The sequence below is a fragment of the Pseudonocardia halophobica genome (genome assembly GCF_050948485.1).
Lineage (GTDB): Bacteria > Actinomycetota > Actinomycetes > Mycobacteriales > Pseudonocardiaceae > Pseudonocardia > Pseudonocardia halophobica.
Window position 1 is genome coordinate 3869274 of sequence record NZ_CP192046.1, and the last position, 26486, is coordinate 3895759.

Sequence of the window (26486 nt, forward strand, 5' to 3'; positions counted from 1 at the left end):
GCGGCAGAGGCTTCCGGTGACGCACGGCACAGTACGAGGAGGCCCACCGCGATGACGCACGACGCCGGCCAGCCGGAGACCTTCAACCCGTGGAGCGTCGTGAACCTGGTGTTCCACCATCTCGCCGACCACGGGCTGCACCCCGTGCTCGGCGAGACCGGCGACCCCAAGCAGGCCGCCGAGGCGCTCCTGCACTCCCTGGGCATCCAGCCCGCGCCCGACCACGCCGGGCCGGCCGCCAAGCCGATCCAGGACGACCTGCTCGCCCTGCGGAAGAAGATGATGCCCGGCATCGAGTAGCCCGGAACGGACGACGACGGCCCCGCCGCCCGGGAGGGCGACGGGGCCGTTCGCGTACGGGGCCTACAGGGACTGGATCAGCCGGTCCACCCGCTCGTCGACCGAGCGGAACGGGTCCTTGCACAGCACGGTGCGCTGGGCCTGGTCGTTGAGCTTGAGGTGCACCCAGTCGACCGTGAAGTCGCGGCCGGCCGCCTGGGCGGCGGCGATGAAGTCGCCGCGCAGCTTGGCCCGGGTGCTCTGCGGCGGGGTGTCCTTGGCGACCTCGATCTCGCCGTCGTCCGTGACCCGCTCGACCAGCCCCTTGCGCTGCAGCATGTCGAACAGGCCGCGGCCGCGCCGGATGTCGTGGTAGGCGAGGTCGAGCTGCGCGATCCGCGCGCTCGACAGGTCCAGGTCGTGCTTGGCGCGGTACCGCTCGACCAGCCGGTACTTGATCGCCCAGTCGATCTCCCGGTCGATCAGGGAGAAGTTCTGGCTCTCGACGGCGTCGAGCGTGCGGCCCCAGAGCTCGACGACCCGCTCGAGCGTGCGGTCCTCGCTGCCGCGCTGGCGCAGGTGCTCGACGGCGCGGGCGTGGTACTCGCGCTGGATGTCCAGCGCGCTGGCCTCGCGCCCGCCCGCCAGCCGCACGGTGCGCCGGCCGGTGAGGTCGTGGCTGATCTCGCGGATCGCGCGGATCGGGTTGTCCAGGGTGAAGTCCCGGAACTGGACGCCGGCCTCGATCATCTCCAGGACCAGGTGGGTGGTGCCGACCTTGAGCAGCGTGGTGGTCTCGGCCATGTTCGAGTCGCCGACGATCACGTGGAGCCGGCGGTAGCGCTCCGCGTCGGCGTGCGGCTCGTCCCGGGTGTTGATGATCGGCCTGGAGCGGGTGGTGGCGCTGGAGACGCCCTCCCAGATGTGCTCCGCGCGCTGGGACAGGCAGTAGACCGCGCCGCGCGGGGTCTGCAGCACCTTGCCCGCGCCGCAGATCAGCTGGCGGGTGACGAGGAACGGCAGCAGCACGTCGGCGATCCGGGCGAACTCGCCCTGCCGCGCGACCAGGTAGTTCTCGTGGCAGCCGTAGGAGTTGCCCGCGGAGTCGGTGTTGTTCTTGAACAGGTAGATGTCCCCGCCGATGCCCTCGTCGACGAGCCGGCGCTCGGCGTCGACCAGCAGGTCCTCGAGGATCCGCTCGCCCGCCTTGTCGTGGGCGACGAGTCCGGTCAGCGTGTCGCACTCGGCGGTCGCGTACTCCGGGTGCGAGCCCACGTCGAGGTAGAGCCGGGCACCGTTGCGCAGGAAGACGTTGGACGACCTGCCCCAGGACACGACGCGCCGGAACAGGTACCGCGCGACCTCGTCCGGCGACAGCCGGCGCTGGCCGTGGAAGGTGCACGTGACCCCGAACTCGGTCTCGACCCCGAAGATCCGACGCTGCATGTCTCACAGCGTAAGCGCAGGAACCCCCATAAGGTCACGCCTGTGACCGACTGGTTCCGGCGAGTCGCCCTGAAATCCCGCCGCCTCGATCGTGGGCTGGCGGCCGTCAACGACCTCGACCGGGCCGTGACGGCCGCCGTCTCGGCGCGCCCCCACACCCGCTTCGACCACGTCATGCGCCGGCTGTCCGCCGCGGCGAACCACAGCGCGCTCTGGGTGCTCGTCGCGGGGGTGCTCGCGGTGCGCCGCGGGGCCGGCCGGAAGGCGGCGGCGCGCGGCATGCTCGCGATCGCGCTGTCGTCCGCCACGGCCAACGGGATCCTCAAGCCGTTGCTGCCGCGCCGGCGCCCGGCCGCGGCCGAGCTGCCGGCGTACCGGACGCTCGCCAAGCCGCCGACCTCGTCGTCGTTCCCCTCGGGGCACGCGGCCTCGGCGGCCGCCTTCGCCACCGCGGTCACCCTGGACAACCCGAAGGTGGCGCCCGCGGTCGTGCCGCTGGCCGCGGCCGTCGCGTACTCGCGGGTGCACGTGGGTGTGCACTGGGCGTCCGACGTCGTGGTGGGGGCCGCCGTCGGTTCCGGCATCGCGCTCGGCACCCAACGGTGGTGGCCGCCCCGGCGCACCGACGAGGCCCGCGCCCGGCCGGTGGACAGCGTGCCGGAGCTGCCGCAGGGCGAGGGCCTGCTGATCGTGGTCAACCCCCACTCGGGCCCGCCCGACCAGGACCTCACCGAGGACGTCCGGCAGGCGCTGCCCGCCGCGCACCTGCTGCGCGTGACCCGGGGCAAGGACGTCGGCGAGCAGTTCGACGAGGCCGTCGCCGAGCGGGGCGAGTGGGTTCGGGCGCTCGGCGTGGCGGGCGGCGACGGCACCGTGGCCGCGGCCGCCGCGGCGGCGGACCGCCACCACCTGCCCCTGGTCGTGGTCCCGGCGGGCACGCTCAACCACTTCGCCCGGGACGTCGGCGTCTACGACCTGCAGGAGGCGGTCGACGCGACGCAGGCCGGCGAGGCGGTGGCCGTCGACCTGGCGATGGTCGAGGCGCACCCCGGCGCGGGCGACGAGCCCGTGCACCCCGAGGTCATCCGGACCCGCTACTTCCTCAACACCGCGAGCGTGGGCTCCTACCCCGAGCTGGTCCGGCTGCGCGAGAAGTGGCAGCCGCGGTGGGGCAAGTGGCCGGCCTTCGCGGCCGCCCTGGTCACGGTGCTGCGCCGGTCGGAGAAGGTGCGGGTCAAGGTCGGCGACCGCTGGCACCTCGTGTGGTTCATCTTCGTCGGCAACGGGCCCTACCACCCGCGCGGCATGGTCCCGGCCTGGCGGCCGACCCTCGACTCGGGACTGCTCGACGTCCGGTGGCTGCGCGCCGACGTCGCCTTCTCCCGGCTGCGGGTGGTCGGCGCCCTGATCTTCGGCGCGCTCGGGCACAGCCGCGTCTACACCCAGCTCGAGACCGCGGAACTCGACGTCGAGCTGGCCGTGCCGAGCATGCTCGCCACGGACGGCGAGGTGGTCGAGGAGGCCGGCCGGTACACCTTCCGGGTCGCCAAGAACCCGATCCCGATCTACCGGCGCGACGAGGAGCGCTGGACCGGCCGGGACCGGCCCTTCCAGGGCTGACGGCCGGTAATGCCCGGCTGATCCGGTCCGACCCACCCGGACACGCCCCCGGGAGGACCGATGACGCTCGCGTTCGACGAGGAAGGCGCCCGCGAGGTCGAGCGGGTCTACTCGACGCCCGACATCGTCCAGCAGCGGGCCGAGGTGCTGGGCCTGCTCGCGCCGCGGCCCGGGGAACGGATCCTCGACGTCGGCTCCGGCCCCGGCTTCCTGCTCGAGTCCCTCGCCGCCGCCGTCGGCCCGGAGGGGACCGTCCACGGCATCGACCCGAGCCCGGCGATGAACGCCCTGGCCACGCGCCGGGTGGGGGCGCTGCCGGTCGTGACCATCGCCCAGGGCTCCGCGGAGGCCCTCCCCTACCCCGACGGCGACCTCGACGCCGTCGTGTCCACCCAGGTCTACGAGTACGTCGCCGACATCCCGCAGGCCTTCGCCGAACTGCGCCGGGTCGTCCGGCCGGGCGGCCGGGTGCTGCTGCTCGACACCGACTGGGACTCGGTGGTCTGGCACGTCGCGGACCGGGCCCGGCACGCCCGTGTCATGGCGGCCTGGGAGGAGCACCTGGTGCACCCGCACCTGCCCGCGACCTGGGCCCGACACCTCCGGACCGCCGGGTTCCGGGTCACCGTGCAGGCGGCGATCCCGATCCTCAACCCGCGCCTCGACGAGGACACCTACAGCGCCCTGATCGCCCGCACGATCGCGGGCTACGTCGCGGACCGGCAGGGTCTGAGCAGCGAGGACGGCCGGGCGTGGCTCGCCGACGTCCGCGGTGGCGACTACTTCTTCAGCATGAACCGCTTCTGCGTGGTCGCCGTCCCGGAGTGAGGGCCCGGTCTCCGAGGGCCCGGTCCCACACGTTCAGGCCAGGCGGCGGACCTCCCGGCTCCGTAGGCTGGAACCCATGGGAAGGCTCACCGCACGGCGGCCGGTGCTGCGGCTCGCGGCGGACGGATCGCAGCGCCGCCGGCCGGACACGCTGGCCGTCGAGGAGCCGCTCGAGCTGCGCGTCGACGGGGCGCCCCTGACGGTGACCATGCGCACCCCGGGGCACGACGTCGAGCTCGCCCACGGCTTCCTGCTCACCGAGGGGGTCATCGGCGCCGCCACGGACCTCCTCACCGCCCGCTACTGCGACTCGGTCGACGCGGAGGGCCGCAACACCTACAACGTCCTCGACGTGGCCCTCGCGCCGGGCGTCGAGCCGCCGGACACCTCGGTGGAGCGGAACTTCTACACGACCTCCTCCTGCGGGGTCTGCGGGAAGGCCTCGCTCGACGCCGTGAAGCTGAAGTCCCGCTTCTCCCCCGCCCACGACCAGGTGCGGGTGCCGTGGGAGGTCGTCGGGACGCTGCCGGACCGGCTGCGCGAGGCCCAGAAGGTCTTCGACTCGACCGGCGGGCTGCACGCCGCGGGCCTGTTCGAGCCCGACGGGTCGCTGCTGGTCACGCGCGAGGACGTCGGCCGGCACAACGCCGTCGACAAGGTCCTCGGGCACGCCCTGCTCGAGGGTCGGGTCCCGGCCGCCGGGACGGTGCTGCAGGTCTCCGGGCGGGCCTCGTTCGAGCTGGTCCAGAAGGCCGTGATGGCCGGGGTGCCGGTGCTGGCCGCGGTGTCCGCGCCGTCCTCCCTGGCGGTGGAGCTGGCCGACGAGGCCGGGCTCACCCTCGTCGGGTTCCTGCGCGGCGGCTCGGGCAACGTCTACACGCACCCGGAACGCATCGCGCTCTAGGCGGTCGTCGCCCTACGCTCGCGGCATGCGCGTCGACGGGCTGGACCACATCGTGCTGGTGACGGACGACCCGGAGCGGCTGATCGCCTGGTACCGGGAGACCCTGGGCCTGGCGCCCGAGCGGCTCGAGGAGTGGCGGCGCGGCGAGGTGCCGTTCGCCTCCCTGCGGGTGTCCGCGGGGACGATCATCGACGTCCAGCGCGGCGAGCGGACCGGGACCAACATGGGCCACTTCGCCCTGGTCGTGACCGGGACGGACCTCGACGCCCTCGCCGCGGAGCACGGTGTGGCCGGCCCGAAGGACCTCTTCGGGGCGCGTGGCCAGGGCCGGGGCATCTACCTGACCGACCCGGACGGCAACGGCGTCGAGCTGCGCACGTACTCCTGAGAACGACCCCCCGAGAACGACGCAGCCGGCCCACCTGAGTGGACCGGCGCGCCGGGGTCGGGTTCAGTTCGACGAGGGCAGGGCACCGCCCGCGGCCGGGGCGTCGTCGCCGCCGCGGACGTCCGGCTCCTCGGCGGCCTCGCCGCGGTTCGCGGCCGGCAGCAGGCTGCGCAGCACCGGGCCGCTGATCCGGCGGAAGGCGCGGCCGGGACGGGTGCGGTCCAGCACGGCCACCTCGAGCGCCTTCTCGCCGAGCACGCGGGCCTCGGTGCCGTTTCCGGGGCCGGACCCGGGGACCTGCAGGCCCTCCAGCGCGGTCGCCAGCGCCTCGCCGAGGTCGTGCCCGCCGTCGTAGACGTCCTTGAGCTTCGTCGAGATCGGCTCGGTGGTGCCGCCCATGACCACGTACTGCGGCTCGTCGGTGATCGAGCCGTCGTAGGTGATGCGGTACAGCTGATCGCCGTCCTGCGTCTCGCCGACCTCGGCCAGGCAGATCTCCGCCTCGTACGGCTTCTGCTGCTCGACGAACGCGGCCCCGATGAACTGGGCGTAGGTGTTGGCCAGCCAGCGGCTGGTCACGTCCCGCCGGTCGTAGGAGAAGCCGCGGGAGTCGGCGAGCCGGATGCCGGCGGTGCGCAGGCCCTCGAACTCGTTGTACCGGCCGACGGCCGCGAAGCCGATCCGGTCGTAGATCTCGGAGACCTTGTTCAGGGCGCTGGAGTGGTTCTCGGCGACGAACAGCACGCCGCCGGAGAAGGTCATGACCACGACGCTGCGGCCGCGGGAGATGCCCTTGCGGGCGAGCTCCGACCGGTCGCGGAGCAGCTGGTCGACGGAGGAGTAGAAGGGCATCGTCATCGGGGGACGCTCCTGGATCTCATCGTGCTGGCCGGGTGGGGCGGGCGCGCCCGGCGGACCGGGCGCGGCACGCTCAGCCGCCCGGGTTCTCCGCGCGGTCCGCCACGATCCGCTCGACGATCCCGGCGATCTCCTCCTCCGAGCGCCGCACGGCGCCCTCGGGACCGGTGATGCTGACGACGACCGGGTAGATCTTCCGGACCAGGTCCGGCCCGCCGGTGGCCGTGTCGTCGTCCGCGGCGTCGTACAGCGCCTCGAGCGCGTTGCGCAGCGTGGTCTGCAGGTCCGCCGACGTCCGGTGCAGCTTCTTCATCGAGGACTTGGCGAACACCGAGCCGGAGCCGACGGCGTGGTAGCCGAGCCACTCGTCGTAGCGCCCGCCGGTGGGGTCGTAGGTGACGATGCGGCCGGCCTTGGCCGGGTCCGGCTCCTCGGTGTCGTAGCCCGCGAACAGCGGCACCACGACGAAGCCCTGCAGGGCCGCGCCGAGGTTGCCGCGGATCATCCCCGCGAGCCGGTTGGCCTTGCCGTCGAGGGACATGGCCACGCCCTCGATCTTCTCGTAGTGCTCCAGCTCGACCGAGTAGAGCCGGATCATCTCGATCGCGATGCCCGCCGAGCCGGCGATGCCGACCGCGGAGTGCGAGTCCGTGATGAAGATCTTCTCGATGTCCCGCTGGGCGATGACGTTGCCCGCGGTGGCGCGCCGGTCGCCGGCGATGACGACGCCCCCGGCGAACTGGAGCGCGACGATCGTGGTGCCGTGCGGCACGCCCAGCGCGTCGGGCGTCATGGGACGGCCCTCCGGGCCGCGGGGCGCGTCGAACATCCGGCCGGGGAGCAGGTGCGGCTGGGTGGCCGCGACGTAGTTGGCGAACGACGTCTCGCCCAGTGCCGCGAAGGCGGCGTGGTGGCCGAGCCCGGGCTGCCCGGGCCGCCCGTCCCGGCGGCCGGCCGCGGGCTCGGGGGAACCGGGGAAGGGGCGGCCGATCGCAGCGGGCCCGGGGATGCCCTCGCGGAACTCCATGGTGTGGGGTGTGCCTCTCTCGCAAGTCGCTGTCGGGGTGTCGCTCACGGATGGGGCCGGATACCAGGTACTAGCAGAGACGGGCCGGACCCCTTCCGGGGCCCGACCCGCCACCGGCTGTCAGGTGCGGCTACTGGCCGCCCTTCTGCACGTACGCGCGGACGAAGTCCTCGGCGTTCTCCTCGAGGACGTCGTCGATCTCGTCGAGGATCGTGTCGACGTCCTCGCCCAGCTTCTCCCGGCGCTCCTGGCCGGCGGCCGAGGCGTCGCCGCTCTCGTCGTCGTCGCCGCCGCCACCGCCCTGGCGCTTCGTCTGCTCCTGCGACATGACGTCTCCTCCTCGCGTCCGATCCCGGGCGACCCGCCACCGTCGTGGCAGGCAGACCCCGGGGTCCGATGCGTCCAGCCTACTTGCCGGGACCCGCCGTCGCCCACGGTTCGCGGGTTGCGAACTGATGTCCCGGCGGGGGCGGCTCACCCGTTGGTGAGGGCCTTCACCAGCTCCTCGGCGGTCCGCGAGCCCTCGATCAGCTCCCCGACGTGCCGGCGCGTGCCGCGCAGCGGCTCCAGCGTGGGGATCCGGACCAGCGACTCGCGGCCCAGGTCGAAGATGACCGAGTCCCACGACGCCGCCGCGACCTCGGCCGGGTAGCGCTCGAGGCAGCGGCCGCGGAAGAAGGCGCGGGTGTCCTCCGGAGGGTTGCGGATCGCGCGCTCGACCTGCTCCTCGGTGACCAGCCGCTTCATCGACCCGCGGGTGACCAGCCGGTTGTAGAGGCCCTTGGCCATCCGGACGTCCGTGTACTGCAGGTCGACCAGGCCGAGGCGGCCCGAGTTCCACTGCAGGTTGTCCCGCTCCCGGTAGCCGTTGAGCAGCCGCAGCTTGGCCGTCCAGTCGAGGCGGTCCGCCGTGCGCATCGGGTCCTCGGCGAGGTCCTCGAGGATCTCGCCCCAGAGCTGCAGCACCTCGGCCGTGTCCGGGTCGATGTCCGCGCCCTGCGAGTTCTCGACGTGCTTGACGGCCTTCTCGTGGTAGGCCCACTGCAGCTCGACGGCGGTGAGCGAGCGCCCGTCGGTGAGCTCCACCTTCTGCTGCAGCGACGGGTCGTGGCTGATCTGGTGGACGGCGCGCACCGGCTCGGCCAGGCGCAGCTCGTCGAACCGGACGCCGTTCTCGATCATGTCGAGGACCAGCGCGGTGGTGCCGACCTTGAGCAGCGTGGCGTACTCGCTCATGTTGGCGTCGCCGATGATGACGTGCAGCCGGCGGTACTTGTCGGCGTCGGCGTGCGGCTCGTCCCGGGTGTTGATGATGCCGCGCTTGAGCGTGGTCTCGAGGCCGACCTCGACCTCGATGTAGTCCGCACGCTGCGAGATCTGGTAGCCCTCCGCGTCCCCCTGGGCGCCGATGCCGACCCGGCCCGCGCCCGTGACGACCTGGCGGGAGACGAAGAACGGCGTGAGCCCGCCGACGATCGCCGGGAACGTGGTCTGGCGGGCCATCAGGTAGTTCTCGTGCGAGCCGTAGCTCGCGCCCTTGCCGTCGACGTTGTTCTTGTAGAGCTGGATCCGCGGCGCGCCGGGCACGGTGGCGGCCCGCACCGCGGCCTCCTCCATGATCCGCTCCCCCGCCTTGTCCCAGATCACGACGTCGCGCGGGGTCAGGACCTCGGGGGTGGAGAACTCCGGGTGCGCGTGGTCGACGTAGAGCCGGGCGCCGTTGGTGAGGATGACGTTCGCCGCGCCGAGGTCGTCGAGCTCCGAGTCGTTGTTCGAGCTGGAGAGCGTGGGCGCCGACAGGTCGAACCCGCGCGCGTCGCGCAGCGGCGACTCGACCTCGTAGTCCCAGCGGGCACGGCGGTTGCGCGGGATGTCCTGCGCGGCCGCGTACGCCAGCACGATCTGCGTCGAGGTGATGACGGGGTTGGCGGTCGGGTCGCCGGGCACGGAGATGCCGTACTCGACCTCGGTGCCCATGATGCGGCGGGCGGTCACGAACGGACCTCGCGGGAGTGCATCCCCAGAGCCTAACCCGCCCGGCGGCCGGAACGGCGGTCGCCGGGCGGGTCGGACACCGTGGTGCGGAGCCCTCGGATCAGGCCGCCGGGATCATGCCGTGCGGGTCGATCACGTACTTGCGGGCCGCGCCCCGGTCGAACTCCTGGTACCCGCGCGGGGCGTCCTCGAGCGGGATGACCGTGGCGTTGACCGCGTCGGCGATGTGCGCCTTGTCGTTCAGGATCGACATCATCAGCTTGCGGTTGTAGCGCAGCACCGGGCACTGCCCCGTCACGAAGCTGTGGCTCTTGGCCCAGCCCAGGCCCAGGCGCACCTTGAGGGTGCCCTCCTTGGCGTCCGGGTCCGCCGCACCCGGGTCACCGGTCACGTACAGGCCCGGGATGCCGAGGCTCCCGCCGGCCCGGGTGATGCTCATGATGTCGTTGAGCACCTGGGCGGGCTTCTCCTCGCCGCCACCGTGTCCGGTGGCCTCGAACCCCACGGCGTCGACGGCGCAGTCGACCTCGTTGGTCTTGAGGATCTGGTCGATCTGCTCCTCGAGGGTGGCCGACTGCCCGACGTCCACGGTCTCGCACCCGAAGGACCGCGCCTGCTCGAGGCGCTCCTTGTTCAGGTCGCCGACGATCACCACGGCTGCGCCCAGCAGGTGCGCGGAGTAGGCGGCGGCCAGCCCCACGGGCCCTGCCCCGGCCACGTAGACGGTCATGCCCGTCGTCACCCCGGCGGAGACGGCGCCGTGGTAGCCCGTCGGGAAGATGTCCGAGAGCATCGTCAGGTCCCGGATCTTCGCCAGCGCCTGGTCGCGGTCCGGGAACTTCATCAGGTTGAAGTCGGCGAACGGCACCATGACGAAGTCCGCCTGGCCGCCCTCCCAGCCGCCCATGTCGACGTAGCCGTAGGCCGAGCCGGCGCGCGCGGGGTTGACGTTCAGGCAGACGCCCGTGGCGCCTTCCCGGCAGTTGCGACAACGCCCGCAGGCGATGTTGAACGGCACCGTGACGATGTCCCCGACGTCCAGGAACTGGACGTCGTTGCCCTTCTCGACGATCTCGCCGGTGATCTCGTGGCCCAGTGTCTGGCCGGCCGGGGCCGTGGTACGGCCGCGGACCATGTGCTGGTCCGACCCGCAGATGTTGGTCGAGACGTTCTTGAGGATCACCGCGTGCGGCGCCTCGCGGCTCATGCCCTTGGCCTGCGCGACGTCGGCGGGGACCTCCAGCTTCGGCATGTCGTGGTCCTCGACCTCGACACGGCCGGGCTCCTTGTAGACGACGATCCTGTTTCCACCCATGAACCCTGCCTACTCCGACGTGTCCAAGGTCACAACGGGACCATGGCCCCATGACGAGCGGGAACGAGGTGATCGCCGTGTACGACGCGGCCGGGACGGTCGTAGGGTCCGCACCGCGCGCGGAGGTCTACGCCCGTTCGCTCTGGCACGGCAGCGCGGGCGTGATCCTGCGCAGCACGGACTGCAGGCGCGTGTACGTCCACCGCCGGGCGGACGACAAGCTCGTGATGCCCGGCCTGTGGGACTGCGTGGCCGGCGGGGTGGTCGATCCCGGCGAGACCCCGCTCGGGACGGCGACCCGCGAGCTGGCCGAGGAGCTCGGCGTGCGCGGGGTGGCGTTGCGGCCGTTGCTGGCGGTGGCGTGGGAGTCGGGGCCGGGCGCCGGCCTCGGCGGGCCGGAGGGGTTGCGCTGCCACCTGTTCGGCTACGAGGCGTTCTCCGACGGCCCGGTGCACCACCAGGCGTCGGAGGTCGCGGAGGGCGGGTGGCGGACGAACGCCGAGCTGGCGGAGCTGCTGGCCGACCCGGCCCGCGGGTTCGCCCCCGACTCCCGCATCCTCGCCGAGCACTTCCTGACCACCCTCTGAATGCACGAACGGCACTCCCGTGCGGTAGGTCCGCACGAGAGTGCCGTTGGTGCAGGGCGGCAGTTCCTCAGAAGTTGATCATGTGGCCGGCGAGGCCGTGGATCGCCTCCTGCAGCGCCTCCGACAGCGTCGGGTGGGCGTGCACGTTGCGCGCGAGCTCGGTGGCGGTGAGGTCCCACCTCTGCGCCAGGGTGAGCTCCGGCAGCAGCTCGGTGACCTCCGGGCCGATCAGGTGGCCGCCGAGCAGCTCGCCGTAGGTCTCGTCCGCGATGAGCTTGACGAACCCGCCGGCGTCGGCGAGGCCCTGCGCCTTGCCGTTCGCGGTGAACGGGAACTGCGCGACCTTGACCTTCCAGCCCTTCTCCTCGGCGAGGTCCCGGGCTTGCTTCTCGGTGTAGCCGAAGCTCGCGACCTGCGGCTGGCAGAAGGTCGCCCGCGGCATCATCGTGTAGTCGAGCTCCTGGGTCTCGGCACCCGCGATCGTCTCCGCGGCCACCACGCCCTGTGCCTCGCCGACGTGGGCGAGCATCAGCTTGGCCGTGACGTCGCCGATCGCGTAGATGTGCGGCACGGAGGTGCGCATGAAGTCGTCGATCTGGATGGCGCCGCGCTCGGTCAGCTCGACGCCGGTCTTGTCGAGGCCGTAGCCCTCGACCCGCGGCTGGAAGCCGATCGCCTGGACGACCTTGTCGGCCTGCAGGTCCCGGGTGCCCTTCGCGTCGGACACGGTGACGGTGACCTGGTCGCCCGAGTCGTCGATCTTCTCGACCTTCGTGCCGGTCAGGACCTCGACGCCGAGCTTCTTGTAGCGCTTGCCGAGCTCCTTCGACACGTCCGCGTCCTCGAGCGGGAGCAGCCGGTCGAGGAACTCGACGATGGTGACCTTGACGCCGTAGTTCGCCAGCACGTAGGCGAACTCGACCCCGATCGCGCCGGCGCCGGCGATGATCACGCTGCCCGGCAGCTCACGGGTGGTGATCTGCTCCTCGTAGGTGACCACGCGGTCGGACAGCGAGGTGCCCGGCAGCAGCTTGGTGACGGCGCCGGTGGCGATGATGCAGTGGTCGAACTGCACGGTCTCCGAGCCGCCGTCGGACAGCGCGACCTCGATGGTGTTCGGGTCGGTGAAGGTGCCCCGGCCGTCGAACTCCGTGATCTTGTTCTTCTTCATCAGGAAGTGGACGCCCTTGACCCGGCCGTCCGCGACCTGGCGGCTGCGGTCGAACGCCGCGCCGTAGTCGAACGTGACGTCCCCGCTGATGCCGAAGGTCTTCTGCTCCTTCGTCACGATGTGCGCGAGCTCGGCATTGCGCAGCAGCGCCTTCGACGGGATGCAGCCGACGTTCAGGCAGACGCCGCCCCAGTACTTCTCCTCGATGACGGCCACGCTCTTGCCGAGCTGCGCAGCGCGGATCGCTGCCACGTAACCACCGGGACCGGCACCGAGTACGACGACGTCGAAGCGAGACATGCCACCAGCCTAGGACGCCGCGGCCGCGCAGGCCGGGCCCGGCCCCGCCGGAGCCGACCGATGCGATCCGGGGCACACCGGACAGCCGTCACCCGGCCTCCGGGCAGGCCTCCTCGCCGGCCCGCTCCGGGGTCGGGCACCCCGCGTCGTCGCCCGCGGGCCAGACGGGCCGGTCGGTCAGGTGGGCGACGAGCGTCTCGCTGACGTCGCGCAGCGCCGCGGCCTGCTCCGGGGTCAGCGCGTCGAACAGCAGCGACCGGACGGTCTCGACGTGCCCCGGGGCGGCGGCCTGCAGGGCGGCCAGCCCGGCGTCGGTCAGCCGGGCCCAGGCGCCCCGGCGGTCGGTCTCGCAGGCGGTGCGCTCGACCCAGCCCGCCCCCTCCAGGCGCGCGACCGCGTGCGAGAGCCGGCTCCGCGAGGACAGCGAGGTGTCGGCGAGCCTGCTCATGCGCAGCGTGCGGTCGGGCGCCTCGGACAGCCGGACCAGGATCTCGTAGTAGCCGTGCGGCATCCGTGCCTCGTTCTGCAGCTGGCGCTCGACGCGCTCGAACAGCAGGCGCTGGGCGGTGAGGAAGGCCCGCCAGGTGCGCTGCTCCTCGTCGTCGAGCCAGCGGGTGTGCGCCACGTCACTTCTCCTATGGTTGAACACTCAACTCAACGCCAGTATGGTCGCTCTCAACACCTGAGAGTTCAACCAAATCTTCTTGGAGGGTCACGATGACCGCAGCCACCACCCAGATCCCCGGTTACGTCGTGGGCACGTGGGACATCGACCAGGTCCACTCGGACGTCTCCTTCTCCGTGCGCCACATGATGGTCAGCAAGGTCAAGGGTCGCATCGCCCGGTTCGGCGGCACCATCGAGACCGCCGAGCGCTTCGAGGACTCCACGGTCTCCGCGACGCTCGACGCCACGTCGATCGACACCAACAACGAGCAGCGCGACGGGCACATCAAGTCCGCCGACTTCTTCGAGACCGAGAAGTACCCGGAGTGGACCTTCGTCTCCACCGGCATCGAGGCGGACGGCTCGGACTACAAGCTCAACGGTGACCTGACGATCAAGGGCGTCACCAAGCCGGTCTCGCTCTACCTCGAGATCGGCGGCTTCGGCCCCGACGCCTACGGCGGCACCCGCGCCGGCTTCACCGCCACCACCACCGTCAACCGCAACGACTTCGGCGTCGACATCTCGATGCCGATGGACGGCGGCGGCGTGGTCGTCGGCGAGAAGGTCCAGCTGACCCTCGAGATCGAGGCCGTGCTCCGCACCGCCTGACCCACGCGCTCCGCTGCGGAAGGCCCGCCCACCGACGATGTGGACGGGCCTCCGGCGTTCTCGGGGCTCACGCGCGGATTCAGTCGGTGCGCGGCGGTAGCGTCGCGGACGTGAGCTACCGGGAGCTGGCCCCGCCCGCGCCGCTGCGCGGGCTGGTCGAGTGCCTGTGGAGCACGGGGCCCACGGCACGCACGGGGCCCACCCGCGTGCTGCCCGACGGCTGCATGGACCTGCTCGTCGACGAGGCCGGCGGGCTCACGGTCGCAGGGCCGGACACCGCGGCCTTCGTCACGCGCGGCCGGCAGGGCGGATGGACGGGCGGACTCCGCTTCCACCCCGGTGTGCTGCCCCGCCTGCTCGGCGTCCCGGCCGCGGAGCTGCGCGACACGCGGGTCGCGCTGGCCGAGGTCTCCCCCGCCGCCGCCCGCCTTGCGGGTCCCACGGTCCCGTCCGACCCGGGCTCGCTGTTCCGGCTGGTCGCCGCGCTGGCCGCGGCCGAGCCGCGGCGGGAGACCGCGCCCTGGAGTCTGCCCGCACTGCGCCGGATCACCACGCGCCTCGGCGGGGGCGCGGCCGTCGGCGCGGTGGCCGAGGAGCTGGGCTGGTCCACCCGCTCGCTGACCCGGCACTGCACCGCCGTCTACGGCTACGGCCCCGCCGTCCTGCGCCGGGTGCTCCGCTTCCGCGCGGCGGCCACCCTGCTGCACGCGGGCGTCGCTCCCGCGGAGGTCGCGGTCCGCACCGGCTACGCCGACCAGCCCCACCTCTCCCGCGAGGTCCGCGCCCTCGCCGGGGTCCCCGCCGGCGCCCTCCGCCCGACCTGACACCGCGAGCACGCGAGTCGCGCGCATCGGCGGCCCGACCGACCCGGGCGCGTGCATTCACGGCTGGATGTCGCCCGCGGCGTGCCGCATGATCGCCGTTCTGGTGCGCTCAGGGCGGTTCCCGGAGCCGTCGGCGCACGCTTCAGCTGATCGTGGTGTCGAGGCGCCGCGCTACGCCTCACATGATCGCCGCTTTCGTGCGATCACGCTGTCTCCGCAGCCGTTGCTGCACGCGATCGGTGATGGCCGTGGACGCGTCGATCAGCAGGAGCTGAGGGCTGGGTCCGGGGAGGGAACGAGCCCTCAGCTCCTGATGATCACGACTCAGGTCGTGGGGAGGGCGGCGAAGAGGTCGACGTGGGTGCCGTCGGGGTCGCGGACGGTGGCGTAGCGCTGGCCCCAGAAGGCGTCGAAGGGCTCGCACTCGGAGGGGGCGCCGGCGGAGGTGAGGGCGGCGTGGGCGGCGTCGACGTCGGCCGGCGTGTCGTAGCCGAGGGCGAGCGCGAGCCGGCCCTCCCCCGTCGGCGGGGCGTAGTCGGCGGTGAAGCTCGCGATCGTGGCCTCGGTGTCGAAGGCGAGGCGGTTCCCGCCCGGCAGCGGCAGCTCGACGTGCGGCTGGTCCTCCGCCCCGTCGGGCACCTCCAGGCCGAGGTCCCGGTAGAAGGCCAGGGCCTTCGCCAGGTCGGCGGTCACGATCTCGATGACGGTGGAGCTCGGTCGCGGTCCCATGACGCCACGCTACGAACCCGCCCATCCGCCGTCGTGAACGAATCGGCCAGGCTCCGGGCCCGGAGAACGGAAGAGGCCCCGCCCGGCGGACCGGGCGGGGCCTCTTCCGTGCTGCGCGTCTACAGGTACTGGCCGGTGTTCGACGCGGTGTCGATCGCGCGGCCGGTGGCCTCGTTCTTGCCGGTGACCAGCGTGCGGATGTAGACGATCCGCTCGCCCTTCTTGCCCGAGATGCGGGCCCAGTCGTCCGGGTTGGTGGTGTTGGGCAGGTCCTCGTTCTCGGCGAACTCGTCGACGATCGCGGACAGCAGGTGCGCGACCCGCACGCCGCGCTGCCCGGTCTCGAGGACCGACTTGATCGCGGACTTCTTCGCCCGGTCGACGATGTTCTGGATCATCGCGCCCGAGTTGAAGTCCTTGAAGTACAGGGTCTCCTTGTCACCGTTGGCGTAGGTGACCTCGAGGAACCTGTTCTCCTCGGACTCGTCGTACATCCGCTCGACGACGCGCTGGATCATCGCGTCCACGCAGGCCTTGCGGTTGCCGGCGAACTCCGCGAGGTCCTCCTCGTGGACCGGCAGCGTGTTGGTGATGTACTTCGAGAAGATGTCCTGCGCCGCCTCGGCGTCGGGCCGCTCGATCTTGATCTTCACGTCCAGGCGGCCGGGCCGCAGGATCGCGGGGTCGATCATGTCCTCGCGGTTCGACGCGCCGATGACGATGACGTTCTCGAGGCCCTCGACACCGTCGATCTCGGCCAGCAGCTGCGGCACGATCGTGGTCTCGACGTCCGACGACACGCCCGAGCCACGCGTGCGGAAGATCGAGTCCATCTCGTCGAAGAACACGATCACCGGGGTGCCCGCCGAGGCCTTCTCCCGCGCCCGCTGGAAGATCAGCCGGATGTGCCGCTCGGTCTCGCCGACGAACTTGTTGAGCAGCTCCGGGCCCTTGATGTTGAGGAAGAACGCCCGGCCCTCGTTCGGGTCGTCGCCGCGCTGGGCCGCGATCTTCTTGGCCAGCGAGTTGGCGACGGCCTTCGCGATCAGCGTCTTGCCGCAGCCGGGAGGGCCGTAGAGCAGCACGCCCTTGGGCGGGCGCAGCTCGTACTCGGTGAACAGCTCGGCGTGCAGGAACGGGAGCTCGACCGCGTCCCGGATCTGCTCGATCTGTCGGAACAGACCGCCGATGTCCTCGTAGCCGACGTCCGGGACCTCCTCCAGCACGAGGTCCTCGACCTCGGCCTTCGGGACCCGCTCGTAGGCGTAACCCGCCTTGGTGTCGACCAGCAGCGAGTCGCCCGGCTTGAGCGCCACGAAGTCCGGGGAGGACTCGTCGAACAGCGGGGCGGCGAGCCACACGACCCGCTCCTCGTCCGCGTGCCCGACCACCAGGGCACGGCCGGCGAGGCCGTCCGTCGGCTCGGCGAGGACCTCGCGCAGGCCGCAGACCTCGCCGATCTTCTCCCAGTCGCCGGCCTCGACGACCGTGAGCGCCTCGTTCAGCCGCACGGACTGACCGCTGCGCAGGGTGTCGAGCTCCACCGCCGGGGAGACCGCGACGCGCATGCGCCGCCCGGAGGTGAAGACGTCGACGGTGTTGTCCTCGTAGGCGGTGAGGTACACGCCGTAGCCACTCGGGGGCTGGGCCAGGCGGTCGACCTCCTCGCGGAGGGCGACGAGCTGGCTGCGCGCCTCCTTGAGGGTCTCGGTGAGCTTCTCGTTGCGCGCGCTGAGCTGGGAGAGCCTGCTGGCGGACTCGGCGAGCCGCTGCTCGAGCAACCGCGCGTGCCGGGGGGATTCGGTCAGCTTGCGCCGCAGCATCGCGACTTCTTCTTCGAGGTAGCGGATCTGGGCCGCCGCCTCCGCCGGGGACAGGGCCCCGCCGTCGCCTGGCTGGTGAGTGCCGGGACCGTCGTCGTAGGGGTTCACGGCATCCTCCCTCCGTGTTCCGTTTCCATACGGTACCCGTAGACGTCGCCCACGGCGGTGAGGCGATCTGGTGATCCGTCACTCACGCGGACGGCACCTTGACGCCACCGGGGTGTCTGGTTCCCGTAGTCGAGCGGTTCTCACGTCTCGACCGAACGCCCTCAGCGACTGGTCGGTCTGCGCTGGGGGCGGGGCGGGACCACGCCCTCGGCCAGGCGGCGAGCCGTCACCAGGAACGCAGTGTGACCGATCATGCGGTGCTCGGGACGGACGGCGAGCCCGACCACGTGCCACGGCCTGATCAGCGATTCCCACGCCTGCGGCTCGGTCCAGCACTGCATTTCGCGGAGTTTCTCGACGAGCGTCGACAGCTGGGTGGTCGTCGCGACGTAGCCCACGAGGACGCCGCCCGGGATCAGGGCGTCACGCACAGTCTCGAGGCACTCCCAGGGCGCGAGCATGTCCAGGATCGCGCGGTCGACGGGTTCGGCGCGCCCGTCGTGGGTGGAGAGGTCACCGAGGCGCAAGGTCCAGTTGGGTGGCGTGTCGCCGAAGAACCGTCGCACGTTGCGTTCGGCGTGTTCGGCGTGGTCCGGGCGGATCTCGTACGAGACCACCGAACCGGTGGGGCCGACGGCCTGGACGAGCGAACAGGTCAGCGCGCCCGATCCGGCCCCCGCCTCCAGCACGCGGGCGCCGGGGAAGATGTCGCCCCAGACGAGGATCTGCGCCGCGTCCTTCGGGTAGATCACGGCGGCGCCGCGCGGCATCGACAGCACGTAGTCGGCGAGCAGCGGCCGGAGCGCGAGGTACGGCGTGTTGGCCGCGGAGTGGACGACGGAGCCCTCGGGCCTCCCGATCAGGTCGTCGTGGGCGAGGGCGCCGCGGTGGGTGTGGTAGCTGCCGCCCGCCTCCAGCACGACGGTGTACTTCCGGCCCTTGGGGTCGGTGAGCTGTACCCGGTCCCCCTCGCGGAAGGGGCCGCCGCGGGCGCGGAACCCGGCCGGCTCCCCGGCGCCCAGCGCGATCCCGGCGTCGACGGGCTCCTCGCGGGGCGCCCCGTCGGCCTCATCGGCGGGTTCGTGCGCGCCGAGGTCGGCCACGGGGTCGGTGCGGAGATCGGAGTCGGGCACGGGGGGCAACGCTACTTCCCCGGCTCCGGGCCCCTCCGCGCGGCGCCGCGTTCCCGGCGCGCGGCCCGTCCGCGTCGGCCGGAACTGTCGGTGGGCTCGCCTAGCCTGACGGGCGTGAGCGAGCAGGCGGGGATCCCCGCGACCGTCCCGGGCGCGGCACCGGCGGAGGAGGCGGCCGAGGAGCGCCGCCGCCCGGCGCTGTCCCCGTCGCGCGCCGCGGACTTCAAGCAGTGCCCGCTGCTCTACCGCTTCCGTGCCGTCGACCGGCTGCCCGAGGCGCCGAGCGCGGCGGCCCTGCGCGGCACCCTCGTCCACGCGGTGCTGGAGCGGCTGTTCGACCTGCCGGCCGCCGAGCGGGTGCCGGCGCGGGCGAAGGCGCTGGTCGGTGTGGTGTGGGCGGAGATCGCCGAGGAGGCGCCGGAGCTCGTGGCCGCCGTGCTCGCGGAGCTGCGGGAGCGCCGGGCGGCCGCCGACACCGACGGGTCCGACCAGGTAGCGCAGCCCGAGCAGCCCGCGGAGCCCGAGCAGCCCGCGGAGGCCGAGCAGCCCGTTGAGGCCGTCGCGGCCGAGCAGATCGCGGAGGCCGAGCAGCCCGTACCGCCCCCCGAGGCCGCCGACCTCCTCCCGGGCTGGCTCGCCTCGGCGGAGACCCTGCTCGACACCTACTTCGCCCTGGAGGACCCGCGCTCCTTCGAGCCGCAGTCCCGGGAGCTGCTGGTGGAGACGGAGCTGAGCTCGGGCGTACCGCTGCGCGGCTACCTCGACCGGCTCGACGTCGACACCGAGGGCGGCCTGCGGATCGTCGACTACAAGACGGGCGCGGCGCCGCGGGAGGCGGCGGAGGCGCGGGCGCTGTTCCAGATGAAGTTCTACGCACTCGCCCTGCTCGAGCTGCGCGGCACGGTGCCCGAGCAGCTGCGGCTCGTCTACCTCGGCGAGGGCGGCGAGGAGCTGACCTACCGCCCGGAGGCCGGCGAGCTGCGGCGCTTCCAGCGGATCCTCGAGGCGATCTGGGCCGCGATCCGGGAGGCGGACCGCACCGGGGACTTCCGGCCGCGGCGCGGCCCGGGCTGCGACTGGTGCGCCCACCGCGCGCTGTGCCCCGCCTGGGACGGCACGCCGCCGCCCTACCCGGGCTGGCCCGAGCTGCGCGCCGCGGCCTTCACCTCGTCCGGCACCGCACCCGACACCGTGTCCGGCCCCGCACACGGGGACGCACACGGCGGCGGGGCATCATCGGCCGCGTGAGCGAGGAGCCCTTCTACCGAATCGTCGACGAGAGTGCGGGCCGCTACCACGCGACGATGTCGACCGCCGGCCCGTGGTTCGCCGGTGCCCAGCACCTCGGGCCGCCGTCGGCGCTGCTGGTCCGCGCCTTCGAGCGGTGCGCCCCCAGCAGGCCCGACGCTCCCCCGCTGCAGCTCTCCCGCTACACCATCGAGATCCTCGGCGTGGTATCCGTCGGCGATCTCGAGGTGCGCACGTGGGTCGAGCGCCCGGGCCGGACGATCGAGATGCTGGCGGCCGAGATGACTGCGGGCGGCCGGGCCGTGCTGCGGGCCCGCGCCTGGCGCCTGGCGATCACGGACACCGCCGACGCCGCGGTCGGTGCGGCCGCGCCGCTGCCCGCCCCCGAGGTGGCGGCGCCGCAGGCCGAACGGCCGCACGGCTGGCTGCCCGGCTACCTCGACGCCGTCGAGTGGCGCTGGCTCGACGGGCAGTGGGACGACCTGGGTCCGGGCCGCGCCTGGGGGCGGCTGCGGGTGCCCGTGGTGGAGGGCGAGGAGTCCACGCCCCTGCAGTCCCTCGCGGCCATCGCCGACTCCGCCAACGGCGTGGCCGCGTCGCTGCCCATGAAGGACTGGCTGTTCGTGAACACCGAGCTGAGCGTGCACCTGCACCGCCCGCCGACGGGCGCGTGGACGGGGATCGACGCCACCACCGCGATCGGTCCGACCGGCACCGGGACCGTCACGGCCACGCTGTTCGACCTCGACGGGCACGCCGCGCACATCGCGCAGGAGCTGACCGTCCGGCGCCGCTGACCCAGCCGGAGAACGCGACGGTCCCGACGGCAGGAGCCGCCGGGACCGTCGTCCAGGTCTCCTCGGTCAGTACTGCCCGCCGTCGACCGCGCGGCAGGACCGGATCTCCGAGGTCAGGATGGCCTTCGCCCCGAGGGTGGCGAGCTCGTCCATGACCCGGTTCGACGCCTGCTTGCGCACCATCGACCGCACGGCCACCCAGTCCGGGTCCGCCAGCGGGGCGATGGTCGGCGCCTGCAGGCCGGGGGTGATCTCCTTGGCCGCGTCGAGCTTCGTCTTGGGGCAGTCGTAGTCGAGCATCAGGTACTGCCGGGCGTAGACGACGCCGCGGATCCGCTCGGTGAACACCCGCTTGAAGGCCTTGATCTCGTCGGGCTCGACGCGGTCCATCCGCGGCTCGCGCTCGATGAGCATGGCCTCGGACTCTGCGATCGGGTCGCCGATGACCTTGAGGCCGTGCTGGCGCAGCGTGCGGCCGGAGGACACCACGTCGGCGATCGCGTCGGCCAGCCCGAGCTGCACGGAGATCTCCACCGCGCCGTCGAGCTTGATGATGGTGGCGCCGATCCGCTTGCCGGACAGGTGCGAGCGGACGAGCCGCGGGTACGAGGTCGCGATCGTGCGGCCGTCGAGGTCCTCGAGCTTCCAGTCCTTGTCCTCGGGCGCGGCGAAGCGGAACTTCGAGGCGCCGAAACCCAGCTTGAGGACCTGCTGGACCTGGCTGCCGGACTCCTCCATGAGGTCGTGCCCGGTGATGCCGAGGTGCAGGTCGCCGGAGCCGACGTAGGTCGCGATGTCCTTCGGCCGCAGGTAGAAGAACTCGATGCCGTTCTCCTCGTCGACCATCGACAGGTCGCGCGAGTCGCTGCGTTGCCGGTAGCCGGCCTCGCGCATCATCGTCGCGGCGGGCTCGGCGAGCGTGCCCTTGTTCGGGAGAGCGACGCGGAGCATGGGTGTGGCTTCCTTCGGGTGGGTACGGCGGGTTCCGGACGGGGCGGGGGCGGTCGTCACGGTCGGCTCCTACAGGTACTTGTAGACGTCCTGCAGGCTCAGCCCACGCCCGAGCATGATCACCTGGGCGCGGTAGAGCAGCTGCGAGATCTCCTCGGCCAGCGCGGCGTCGTCCTCGTGCTCGGCGGCGATCCAGACCTCGCCGGCCTCCTCGAGGAGCTTCTTGCCCTGGGCATGGACGCCGGCGTCGAGCGCCTCGACGGTGGCCGACCCGGCGGGCCGGGTGGCGGCCTTCCCGCGGAGCTCCTCGAAGAGCTCGTCGAATGTCTTCACGTCCCTGCCGATCCCTCTCCAGCCGACTCCTGCGCACCCAGTGTCGGGGGCGCTCCGCGCGGTCACGAACCGGATCAACCGCGGTGAGGCCGCCGGACCACGGGCTGCGCCGGGCGGCGACGCCGCCGGGCCGATCACCCGGACGGAGGCGCCGCTCGTCGTGCCTCCGACACGCCCGACGGTACCCCCGGACCAGGGCACCGGGCCGGCCGGGCGGATCAGGCGGCCTGACGCTCCCGCACCTCGCGGTGGGCCGAGGTCAGGTCCGCTGCCGTGATCCCCTCCAGCGTGGGCCACACGACCCGGCCCGGCCCGGGCGGGATCGGCACCTCGCACGGCACGGCGAGCACCGCGGCCCCGGAGGCCTCGGCCGCCGCGATCCCGGTCGGCGAGTCCTCCACGGCCACGCAGTCCTCCGCCGCGAGCCCCAGTAGCGAGGCCGCGCGCAGGTACGGGTCCGGGGCGGGCTTGCCGCGGGGCACCTCGTCCCCGCAGACCGTGACGTCGAAGTGCTCCGCCCCGATCCCGACCAGGGCCTTGTCGGTGAGGTGGCGGCCGGTGTTGGTGACCAACGCCGTGGCGAAGCCGGCCTCGCGCACCGTCCGCAGCGCGGTGAGGGCCCCGGGCCGCCACGGCAACCCGCCCTCGAACAGCTCCGCGGTCCGCTCGACGAGCCTGCGCGCGGCCTGCTCGCTCAGCTCCGGCGTCTGCACCACGCCGGCCTCGCGGAACACGATCGCGAGACTGCTGCGGAGGTTACCGCCGAGGGTCTCCCGGCGCGCCTCCGGCGAGAGATCGGTGCCGCCCAGCCAGCGCAACACCTCCACGAGCGAGCGGTCCCAGACCTTCTCGGAGTCGATCAGCGTGCCGTCCATGTCGAACAGGACGGCGGCGACCGATGAGCGAGCGGCGCTCTCGCTCAGACCTGGTGAGCGAGAGCGCCGTTCGCTCACGGGGGGCTCAGCCGGCATTGAAGTACTTCGCCTCCGGGTGGTGCGCGATCAACGCGTCGGTGGACTGCTCGGGGTGCAGCTGCAGCTCCTCGGACAGTTCCACGCCGATCCGGCCCGGCTCCAGCAACCCGACGATCTTCGCACGGTCCTCGAGGTTCGGGCAGGCGCCGTAGCCCAGCGAGTACCGGGCGCCGCGGTAGCCCAGCGAGAAGAACTCGGTGACGTCCTCCGGGTCCTCCGCCGCGACGGAGCGGCCGGTGGACCAGGTGAGCTCCTCGCGGATCCGCTTGTGCCAGTACTCGGCGAGCGCCTCCGTGAGCTGCACGCCGAGCCCGTGGACCTCCAGGTAGTCCCGGTAGGCGTCCTTGGCGAACAGCTCGTTGGCGTAGTCCGCGATGGGCTGGCCCATCGTGACCAGGTGCAGCGGCAGGACGTCGATCTCGCCGCGGGCCAGCGCGACCTCGCGCGGCCGCCAGAAGTCCGCCAGGCACAGGTGCCGGTCGCGGCGCTGCCGCGGGAAGGCGAACCGGTACCGCTCCGGGCTGTCCGCCTGCGGCTCGGTGAGCACCAGCAGCGAGTCCTTCTCGGCGACGGCCGGGAAGTAGCCGTAGACCAGTGACGCATGCGCGAGCACGCCCTCGGCGGTGAGCCGCTCCAGCCAGTACCGCAGCCGCGGCCGGCCCTCGGTCTCGACGAGCTCCTCGTACGAGGGGCCCGAGCCGCCCTTGGCGCCGCGCAGGCCCCACTGTCCCAGGAACAGCGCGCGCTCGTCGATCATGCCGCTGTACTCGGCCAGTGCGACGCCCTTGACCACCCGGGTGCCCCAGAACGGCGGCGTGGGCACCGGGTTGTCCAGCGCCACGTCGGACCGCTCGGGCAGCGGGCCCGCGGACTCGGCCTCGGCGGCACGGCGCTTCGCGGCGATCCGCTTCGAACGCTCGTGCCGCTCCTTGCGCTCCGCGGCCTTGCGCTCCTCCTCCGGGTCGACGGCGGGCGCCAGGCCGCGCTTGCGGGCCATGGTCGCGTCCATCAGCCGCAGGCCCTCGAAGGCGTCCCGGGCGTAGGAGACGCGGCCGTCGTAGACCTCGGACAGGTCGTTCTCGACGTAGGAGCGGGTCAGCGCGGCGCCGCCGAGCAGCACCGGCAGCCGGTCGGACACCCCGCGGGAGTTCATCTCCTGCAGGTTCTCCTTCATCACCACCGTGGACTTGACCAGCAGCCCGGACATCCCGACGGCGTCGGCCCGGTTCTCCTCGGCGGCCTGCAGGATGGTGGCGACGGGCTGCTTGATGCCCAGGTTGACGACCGTGTAGCCGTTGTTGCTCAGGATGATGTCGACGAGGTTCTTGCCGATGTCGTGGACGTCGCCCTTGACCGTGGCCAGGACGATCGTGCCCTTGCCCTCGTCGTCGGTCTTCTCCATGTGCGGCTCGAGATGGGCGACCGCGGTCTTCATGACCTCGGCGGAGGCGAGCACGAAGGGCAGCTGCATCTGGCCGGAGCCGAACAGCTCGCCGACGGTCTTCATGCCGGCCAGCAGCGTGTCGTTGACGATCTCCAGCGGCGGCCGGGACTGCATGGCCTCGTCGAGGTCGGCCTCGAGCCCGTTGCGCTCGCCGTCGACGATCCGCCGCTCCAGTCGTTCGAACAGCGGCAGCGCGGCCAGCTCCTCGGCCCGCCCGGCCTTGGCCGACGAGGCGGTCACGCCCTCGAACAGCTCCATGAACCGGTTGAGCGGGTCGTAGCCCTCCCGGCGGCGGTCGTAGACCAGGTCGAGCGCGACGGAGCGCTGCTCGTCCGGGATCTTCGACATCGGCAGGATCTTCGCGGCGGACACGATCGCAGTGTCCAGCCCGGCGTTGACGGCCTCGTTGAGGAAGACCGAGTTGAGCACCTGGCGGGCCGCGGCGTTGAGCCCGAACGACACGTTCGACACGCCGAGGGTGGTCTGCACGTCCGGGAAGCGGCGCTTGATCTCCCGGATCGCCTCGATGGTCTCGAGGGCGTCCCGGCGGACCTCCTCCTGCCCGGTGGTGATCGGGAAGGTGAGCGTGTCGACGACGATGTCGGAGACCCGCATGCCGTGGTTCGTGCTGAGGTCGGTGATGAGCCGGTCGGCCACGCGGACCTTCCAGTCCCGCGTGCGGGCCTGGCCCTCCTCGTCGATGCAGAGCGCGACCACCGCGCAGCCGTGCTCGCGGACCAGCTCCATGGTCCGCTGGAACCGCGAGCCGGGGCCGTCGCCGTCCTCGTAGTTGACCGAGTTGACGATCGATCGGCCGCCGAGCAGCTCCAACCCGGCACGCAGCACCTCGGGCTCGGTGGAGTCGAGCATCACCGGCAGGGTCGACGCCGTGGCCAGCCGGGAGGCCAGCTCGGTCATGTCCGCGGCGCCGTCGCGCCCGACGTAGTCGATGCAGAGGTCGATCATGTGGGCGCCCTCGCGGGTCTGCTCGCGGGCGATCGCGACGCAGTCCTCCCAGCGCTCCTCGAGCATGGCCTCGCGGAACTTCTTGGACCCGTTGGCGTTGGTCCGCTCCCCCACCATCAGTACGGAGGTGTCCTGGCGGAACGGCACCGGGGCGTAGAGCGACGACACGCCCGGCTCGGGGCGCGGCCTCCGGGCGGCCGGGGTGACCTGCGCGACCGCGTCGGCGACGGCCCGCACGTGCGCGGGCGTCGTCCCGCAGCAGCCGCCGACGAGCCGCAAGCCGTAGTCGCGGACGAAGGTGGAGAGCGCCTCGGCCAGCTCCTCGGCGGAGAGCGGGTACTCGGCGCCGTTCGGGCCGAGGACCGGCAGGCCGGCGTTGGGCATCACGGACAGCGGGACACGGGCCTGCTTGGAGAGCGTGCGCAGGTGCTCGCTCATCTCGGCGGGGCCGGTGGCGCAGTTCAGCCCGATCAGGTCGATGCCGAGCGGCTCGAGGGCGGTGAGCGCGGCGCCGATCTCGGAGCCCAGCAGCATGGTGCCGGTGGTCTCGACGGTGACGCTGGTGATGATCGGGATGTGCCGGCCCTCGGCCGCCATCGCGCGCTGCACGCCGTGCACCGCGGCCTTGACCTGCAGCAGGTCCTGGCAGGTCTCGATGAGGAACGCGTCCGCCCCGCCGGCGAGCAGGCCGCGGCCGGTCTCGGTGTAGGCGTCCCGCAGCCGGGCGAACGTCTCGTGGCCCAGCGTAGGCAGCTTGGTGCCGGGGCCGATCGAGCCCAGCACGTAGCGCTCGCCGCCCACCTCGTCCGCGGCCTCCCGGGCCAGCCGGGCGCCCCGCTCCGACAGCTCGCGGATCCGGTCCGCGATGCCGTAGTCGGCGAGGTTCGGCAGGTTGGCGCCGAAGGTGTTCGTCTCGACGGCGTCGGCGCCGGCCTCGAAGTAGGCGCGGTGGATGCCCCGCACGACGTCCGGGCGGGTGGCGTTGAGGATCTCGTTGCAGCCCTCGAGCCCCGCGAAGTCGTCGAGGGTGAGGTCCACACCTTGGAGCATGGTGCCCATCGCACCGTCGGCGATCACCACGCGCTGGTCCAGCGTCCCCAGGAGCGTGGTGTCGTAGCTGTGATCTGACGCGGCTGCGTTCACGGCTGACACCCCCTCAG

At 72.5% G+C, this 26486-nt stretch carries 25 protein-coding genes; 10 read left to right on the forward strand and 15 right to left on the reverse strand.

Annotated elements, in window-relative coordinates:
• The first annotated feature begins 51 nt into the window (after positions 1-51).
• On the forward strand, positions 52-300 hold the full coding sequence (locus ACQP04_RS18550) for a hypothetical protein (protein ID WP_433501838.1): 249 nt from the start codon (positions 52-54) through the stop codon (positions 298-300).
• 63 nt (positions 301-363) lie between these two features.
• Here the strand turns inward: ACQP04_RS18550 and pafA are convergent, their stop codons facing one another.
• Positions 364-1725, reverse strand: a complete 1362-nt coding sequence (pafA, locus tag ACQP04_RS18555; RefSeq protein WP_037038883.1) for a Pup--protein ligase — start codon at positions 1723-1725, stop codon at positions 364-366.
• 42 nt (positions 1726-1767) lie between these two features.
• Here pafA and ACQP04_RS18560 point away from each other — a divergent pair, with 42 nt between their 5' ends.
• The 4 genes from ACQP04_RS18560 to ACQP04_RS18575 all read left to right on the forward strand — a co-directional run bounded on the left by ACQP04_RS18560 (position 1768) and on the right by ACQP04_RS18575 (position 5465).
• On the forward strand, positions 1768-3345 hold the full coding sequence (locus ACQP04_RS18560) for a bifunctional phosphatase PAP2/diacylglycerol kinase family protein (protein ID WP_433501839.1): 1578 nt from the start codon (positions 1768-1770) through the stop codon (positions 3343-3345).
• Between the two features lie 60 nt (positions 3346-3405).
• Positions 3406-4173, forward strand: a complete 768-nt coding sequence (locus ACQP04_RS18565) for a methyltransferase domain-containing protein (protein ID WP_433501840.1) — start codon at positions 3406-3408, stop codon at positions 4171-4173.
• A gap of 76 nt (positions 4174-4249) precedes the next feature.
• Positions 4250-5077 (forward strand): formate dehydrogenase accessory sulfurtransferase FdhD, encoded by an 828-nt coding sequence (gene fdhD, locus ACQP04_RS18570; RefSeq protein ID WP_037038879.1) that lies wholly within the window; start codon positions 4250-4252, stop codon positions 5075-5077.
• 25 nt (positions 5078-5102) lie between these two features.
• A complete protein-coding gene (locus ACQP04_RS18575; RefSeq protein ID WP_433501841.1) occupies positions 5103-5465 on the forward strand; it encodes a VOC family protein in 363 nt (120 codons plus the stop codon).
• Positions 5466-5528: 63 nt separating this feature from the next.
• Here the strand turns inward: ACQP04_RS18575 and prcA are convergent, their stop codons facing one another.
• The 5 genes from prcA to fdhA form a co-directional block, all read right to left on the reverse strand.
• Positions 5529-6323 (reverse strand): proteasome subunit alpha, encoded by a 795-nt coding sequence (gene prcA / locus ACQP04_RS18580; RefSeq protein WP_433501842.1) that lies wholly within the window; start codon positions 6321-6323, stop codon positions 5529-5531.
• Positions 6324-6396: 73 nt separating this feature from the next.
• Positions 6397-7350, reverse strand: a complete 954-nt coding sequence (gene prcB / locus ACQP04_RS18585; RefSeq protein WP_433501843.1) for a proteasome subunit beta — start codon at positions 7348-7350, stop codon at positions 6397-6399.
• Positions 7351-7480: 130 nt separating this feature from the next.
• Positions 7481-7678, reverse strand: a complete 198-nt coding sequence (locus tag ACQP04_RS18590) for a ubiquitin-like protein Pup (RefSeq protein WP_037038873.1) — start codon at positions 7676-7678, stop codon at positions 7481-7483.
• A 146-nt stretch (positions 7679-7824) separates the two neighbouring features.
• Entirely contained in the window at positions 7825-9327 is a 1503-nt protein-coding gene (dop, locus tag ACQP04_RS18595; protein ID WP_037039379.1) for a depupylase/deamidase Dop, read from the reverse strand.
• Between the two features lie 118 nt (positions 9328-9445).
• Positions 9446-10660 carry a formaldehyde dehydrogenase, glutathione-independent gene (gene fdhA / locus ACQP04_RS18600; RefSeq protein WP_433501844.1) on the reverse strand — a complete coding sequence of 405 codons (1215 nt, stop codon included), beginning with the start codon at positions 10658-10660 and terminating at the stop codon, positions 9446-9448.
• Between the two features lie 50 nt (positions 10661-10710).
• On the opposite strand from fdhA, the gene ACQP04_RS18605 reads away from it, so the two are divergent.
• Complete coding sequence (locus tag ACQP04_RS18605; RefSeq protein WP_433501845.1) at positions 10711-11247, forward strand: NUDIX domain-containing protein; 537 nt, start codon at positions 10711-10713, stop codon at positions 11245-11247.
• Between the two features lie 67 nt (positions 11248-11314).
• On the opposite strand, the gene lpdA is transcribed toward ACQP04_RS18605, so the two are convergent.
• Positions 11315-12718, reverse strand: a complete 1404-nt coding sequence (gene lpdA, locus ACQP04_RS18610; RefSeq protein WP_433501846.1) for a dihydrolipoyl dehydrogenase — start codon at positions 12716-12718, stop codon at positions 11315-11317.
• An 88-nt stretch (positions 12719-12806) separates the two neighbouring features.
• Entirely contained in the window at positions 12807-13343 is a 537-nt protein-coding gene (locus tag ACQP04_RS18615) for a MarR family winged helix-turn-helix transcriptional regulator (RefSeq protein ID WP_433501847.1), read from the reverse strand.
• Between the two features lie 92 nt (positions 13344-13435).
• Here ACQP04_RS18615 and ACQP04_RS18620 point away from each other — a divergent pair, with 92 nt between their 5' ends.
• Positions 13436-13996, forward strand: coding sequence for a YceI family protein (locus tag ACQP04_RS18620; RefSeq protein ID WP_433501848.1), 561 nt, complete (start codon positions 13436-13438; stop codon positions 13994-13996).
• Positions 13997-14106: 110 nt separating this feature from the next.
• On the forward strand, positions 14107-14820 hold the full coding sequence (locus ACQP04_RS18625) for an AraC family transcriptional regulator (RefSeq protein ID WP_433501849.1): 714 nt from the start codon (positions 14107-14109) through the stop codon (positions 14818-14820).
• Positions 14821-15144: 324 nt separating this feature from the next.
• Here ACQP04_RS18625 and ACQP04_RS18630 read toward each other — a convergent pair whose 3' ends face one another.
• The 3 genes from ACQP04_RS18630 to ACQP04_RS18640 form a co-directional block, all read right to left on the reverse strand.
• Positions 15145-15549 carry a VOC family protein gene (locus ACQP04_RS18630; RefSeq protein ID WP_433501850.1) on the reverse strand — a complete coding sequence of 135 codons (405 nt, stop codon included), beginning with the start codon at positions 15547-15549 and terminating at the stop codon, positions 15145-15147.
• A 119-nt stretch (positions 15550-15668) separates the two neighbouring features.
• The gene (arc, locus tag ACQP04_RS18635) at positions 15669-17426 is read right to left on the reverse strand and encodes a proteasome ATPase (RefSeq protein ID WP_433508390.1); all 1758 of its coding nucleotides are present in this window, start codon (positions 17424-17426) and stop codon (positions 15669-15671) included.
• 215 nt (positions 17427-17641) lie between these two features.
• A complete protein-coding gene (locus ACQP04_RS18640; protein ID WP_433508391.1) occupies positions 17642-18502 on the reverse strand; it encodes a tRNA (adenine-N1)-methyltransferase in 861 nt (286 codons plus the stop codon).
• A 243-nt stretch (positions 18503-18745) separates the two neighbouring features.
• On the opposite strand from ACQP04_RS18640, the gene ACQP04_RS18645 reads away from it, so the two are divergent.
• Positions 18746-19861: a PD-(D/E)XK nuclease family protein gene (locus ACQP04_RS18645; RefSeq protein WP_433508392.1), complete on the forward strand. Its 1116-nt coding sequence runs from the start codon at positions 18746-18748 to the stop codon at positions 19859-19861.
• On the forward strand, positions 19858-20658 hold the full coding sequence (locus ACQP04_RS18650) for a thioesterase family protein (RefSeq protein ID WP_433501851.1): 801 nt from the start codon (positions 19858-19860) through the stop codon (positions 20656-20658). The genes ACQP04_RS18645 and ACQP04_RS18650 overlap by 4 nt, the downstream gene beginning before the upstream one ends.
• Positions 20659-20724: 66 nt before the next feature.
• On the opposite strand, the gene hisG is transcribed toward ACQP04_RS18650, so the two are convergent.
• From hisG to metH, 4 genes are all read right to left on the reverse strand, one after another.
• The gene (gene hisG / locus ACQP04_RS18655) at positions 20725-21609 is read right to left on the reverse strand and encodes an ATP phosphoribosyltransferase (RefSeq protein ID WP_433501852.1); all 885 of its coding nucleotides are present in this window, start codon (positions 21607-21609) and stop codon (positions 20725-20727) included.
• 69 nt (positions 21610-21678) lie between these two features.
• Entirely contained in the window at positions 21679-21942 is a 264-nt protein-coding gene (locus ACQP04_RS18660; protein WP_433501853.1) for a phosphoribosyl-ATP diphosphatase, read from the reverse strand.
• A gap of 218 nt (positions 21943-22160) precedes the next feature.
• Positions 22161-22913 (reverse strand): HAD family hydrolase, encoded by a 753-nt coding sequence (locus ACQP04_RS18665; RefSeq protein WP_433501854.1) that lies wholly within the window; start codon positions 22911-22913, stop codon positions 22161-22163.
• Positions 22903-26469, reverse strand: a complete 3567-nt coding sequence (gene metH / locus ACQP04_RS18670) for a methionine synthase (RefSeq protein WP_433501855.1) — start codon at positions 26467-26469, stop codon at positions 22903-22905. The genes ACQP04_RS18665 and metH overlap by 11 nt, the downstream gene beginning before the upstream one ends.
• Between the last annotated feature and the right edge of the window lie 17 nt (positions 26470-26486).

Bases quoted from the DNA above. Each gene is read 5' to 3' on its own strand.
- hisG (WP_433501852.1), bottom strand. From the start codon at position 21,609: ATGCTCCGCGTCGCTCTCCCGAACAAGGGCACGCTCGCCGAGCCCGCC.
- prcB (WP_433501843.1), bottom strand. From the start codon at position 7,350: ATGGAGTTCCGCGAGGGCATCCCCGGGCCCGCTGCGATCGGCCGCCCC.
- ACQP04_RS18605 (WP_433501845.1), top strand. From the start codon at position 10,711: ATGACGAGCGGGAACGAGGTGATCGCCGTGTACGACGCGGCCGGGACG.
- lpdA (WP_433501846.1), bottom strand. From the start codon at position 12,718: ATGTCTCGCTTCGACGTCGTCGTACTCGGTGCCGGTCCCGGTGGTTAC.
- dop (WP_037039379.1), bottom strand. From the start codon at position 9,327: ATGGGCACCGAGGTCGAGTACGGCATCTCCGTGCCCGGCGACCCGACC.
- ACQP04_RS18550 (WP_433501838.1), top strand. From the start codon at position 52: ATGACGCACGACGCCGGCCAGCCGGAGACCTTCAACCCGTGGAGCGTC.
- fdhA (WP_433501844.1), bottom strand. From the start codon at position 10,660: ATGGGTGGAAACAGGATCGTCGTCTACAAGGAGCCCGGCCGTGTCGAG.
- ACQP04_RS18620 (WP_433501848.1), top strand. From the start codon at position 13,436: ATGACCGCAGCCACCACCCAGATCCCCGGTTACGTCGTGGGCACGTGG.
- ACQP04_RS18665 (WP_433501854.1), bottom strand. From the start codon at position 22,913: ATGCCGGCTGAGCCCCCCGTGAGCGAACGGCGCTCTCGCTCACCAGGT.
- ACQP04_RS18575 (WP_433501841.1), top strand. From the start codon at position 5,103: ATGCGCGTCGACGGGCTGGACCACATCGTGCTGGTGACGGACGACCCG.
- ACQP04_RS18590 (WP_037038873.1), bottom strand. From the start codon at position 7,678: ATGTCGCAGGAGCAGACGAAGCGCCAGGGCGGTGGCGGCGGCGACGAC.
- fdhD (WP_037038879.1), top strand. From the start codon at position 4,250: ATGGGAAGGCTCACCGCACGGCGGCCGGTGCTGCGGCTCGCGGCGGAC.
- ACQP04_RS18630 (WP_433501850.1), bottom strand. From the start codon at position 15,549: ATGGGACCGCGACCGAGCTCCACCGTCATCGAGATCGTGACCGCCGAC.
- prcA (WP_433501842.1), bottom strand. From the start codon at position 6,323: ATGACGATGCCCTTCTACTCCTCCGTCGACCAGCTGCTCCGCGACCGG.
- pafA (WP_037038883.1), bottom strand. From the start codon at position 1,725: ATGCAGCGTCGGATCTTCGGGGTCGAGACCGAGTTCGGGGTCACGTGC.
- ACQP04_RS18565 (WP_433501840.1), top strand. From the start codon at position 3,406: ATGACGCTCGCGTTCGACGAGGAAGGCGCCCGCGAGGTCGAGCGGGTC.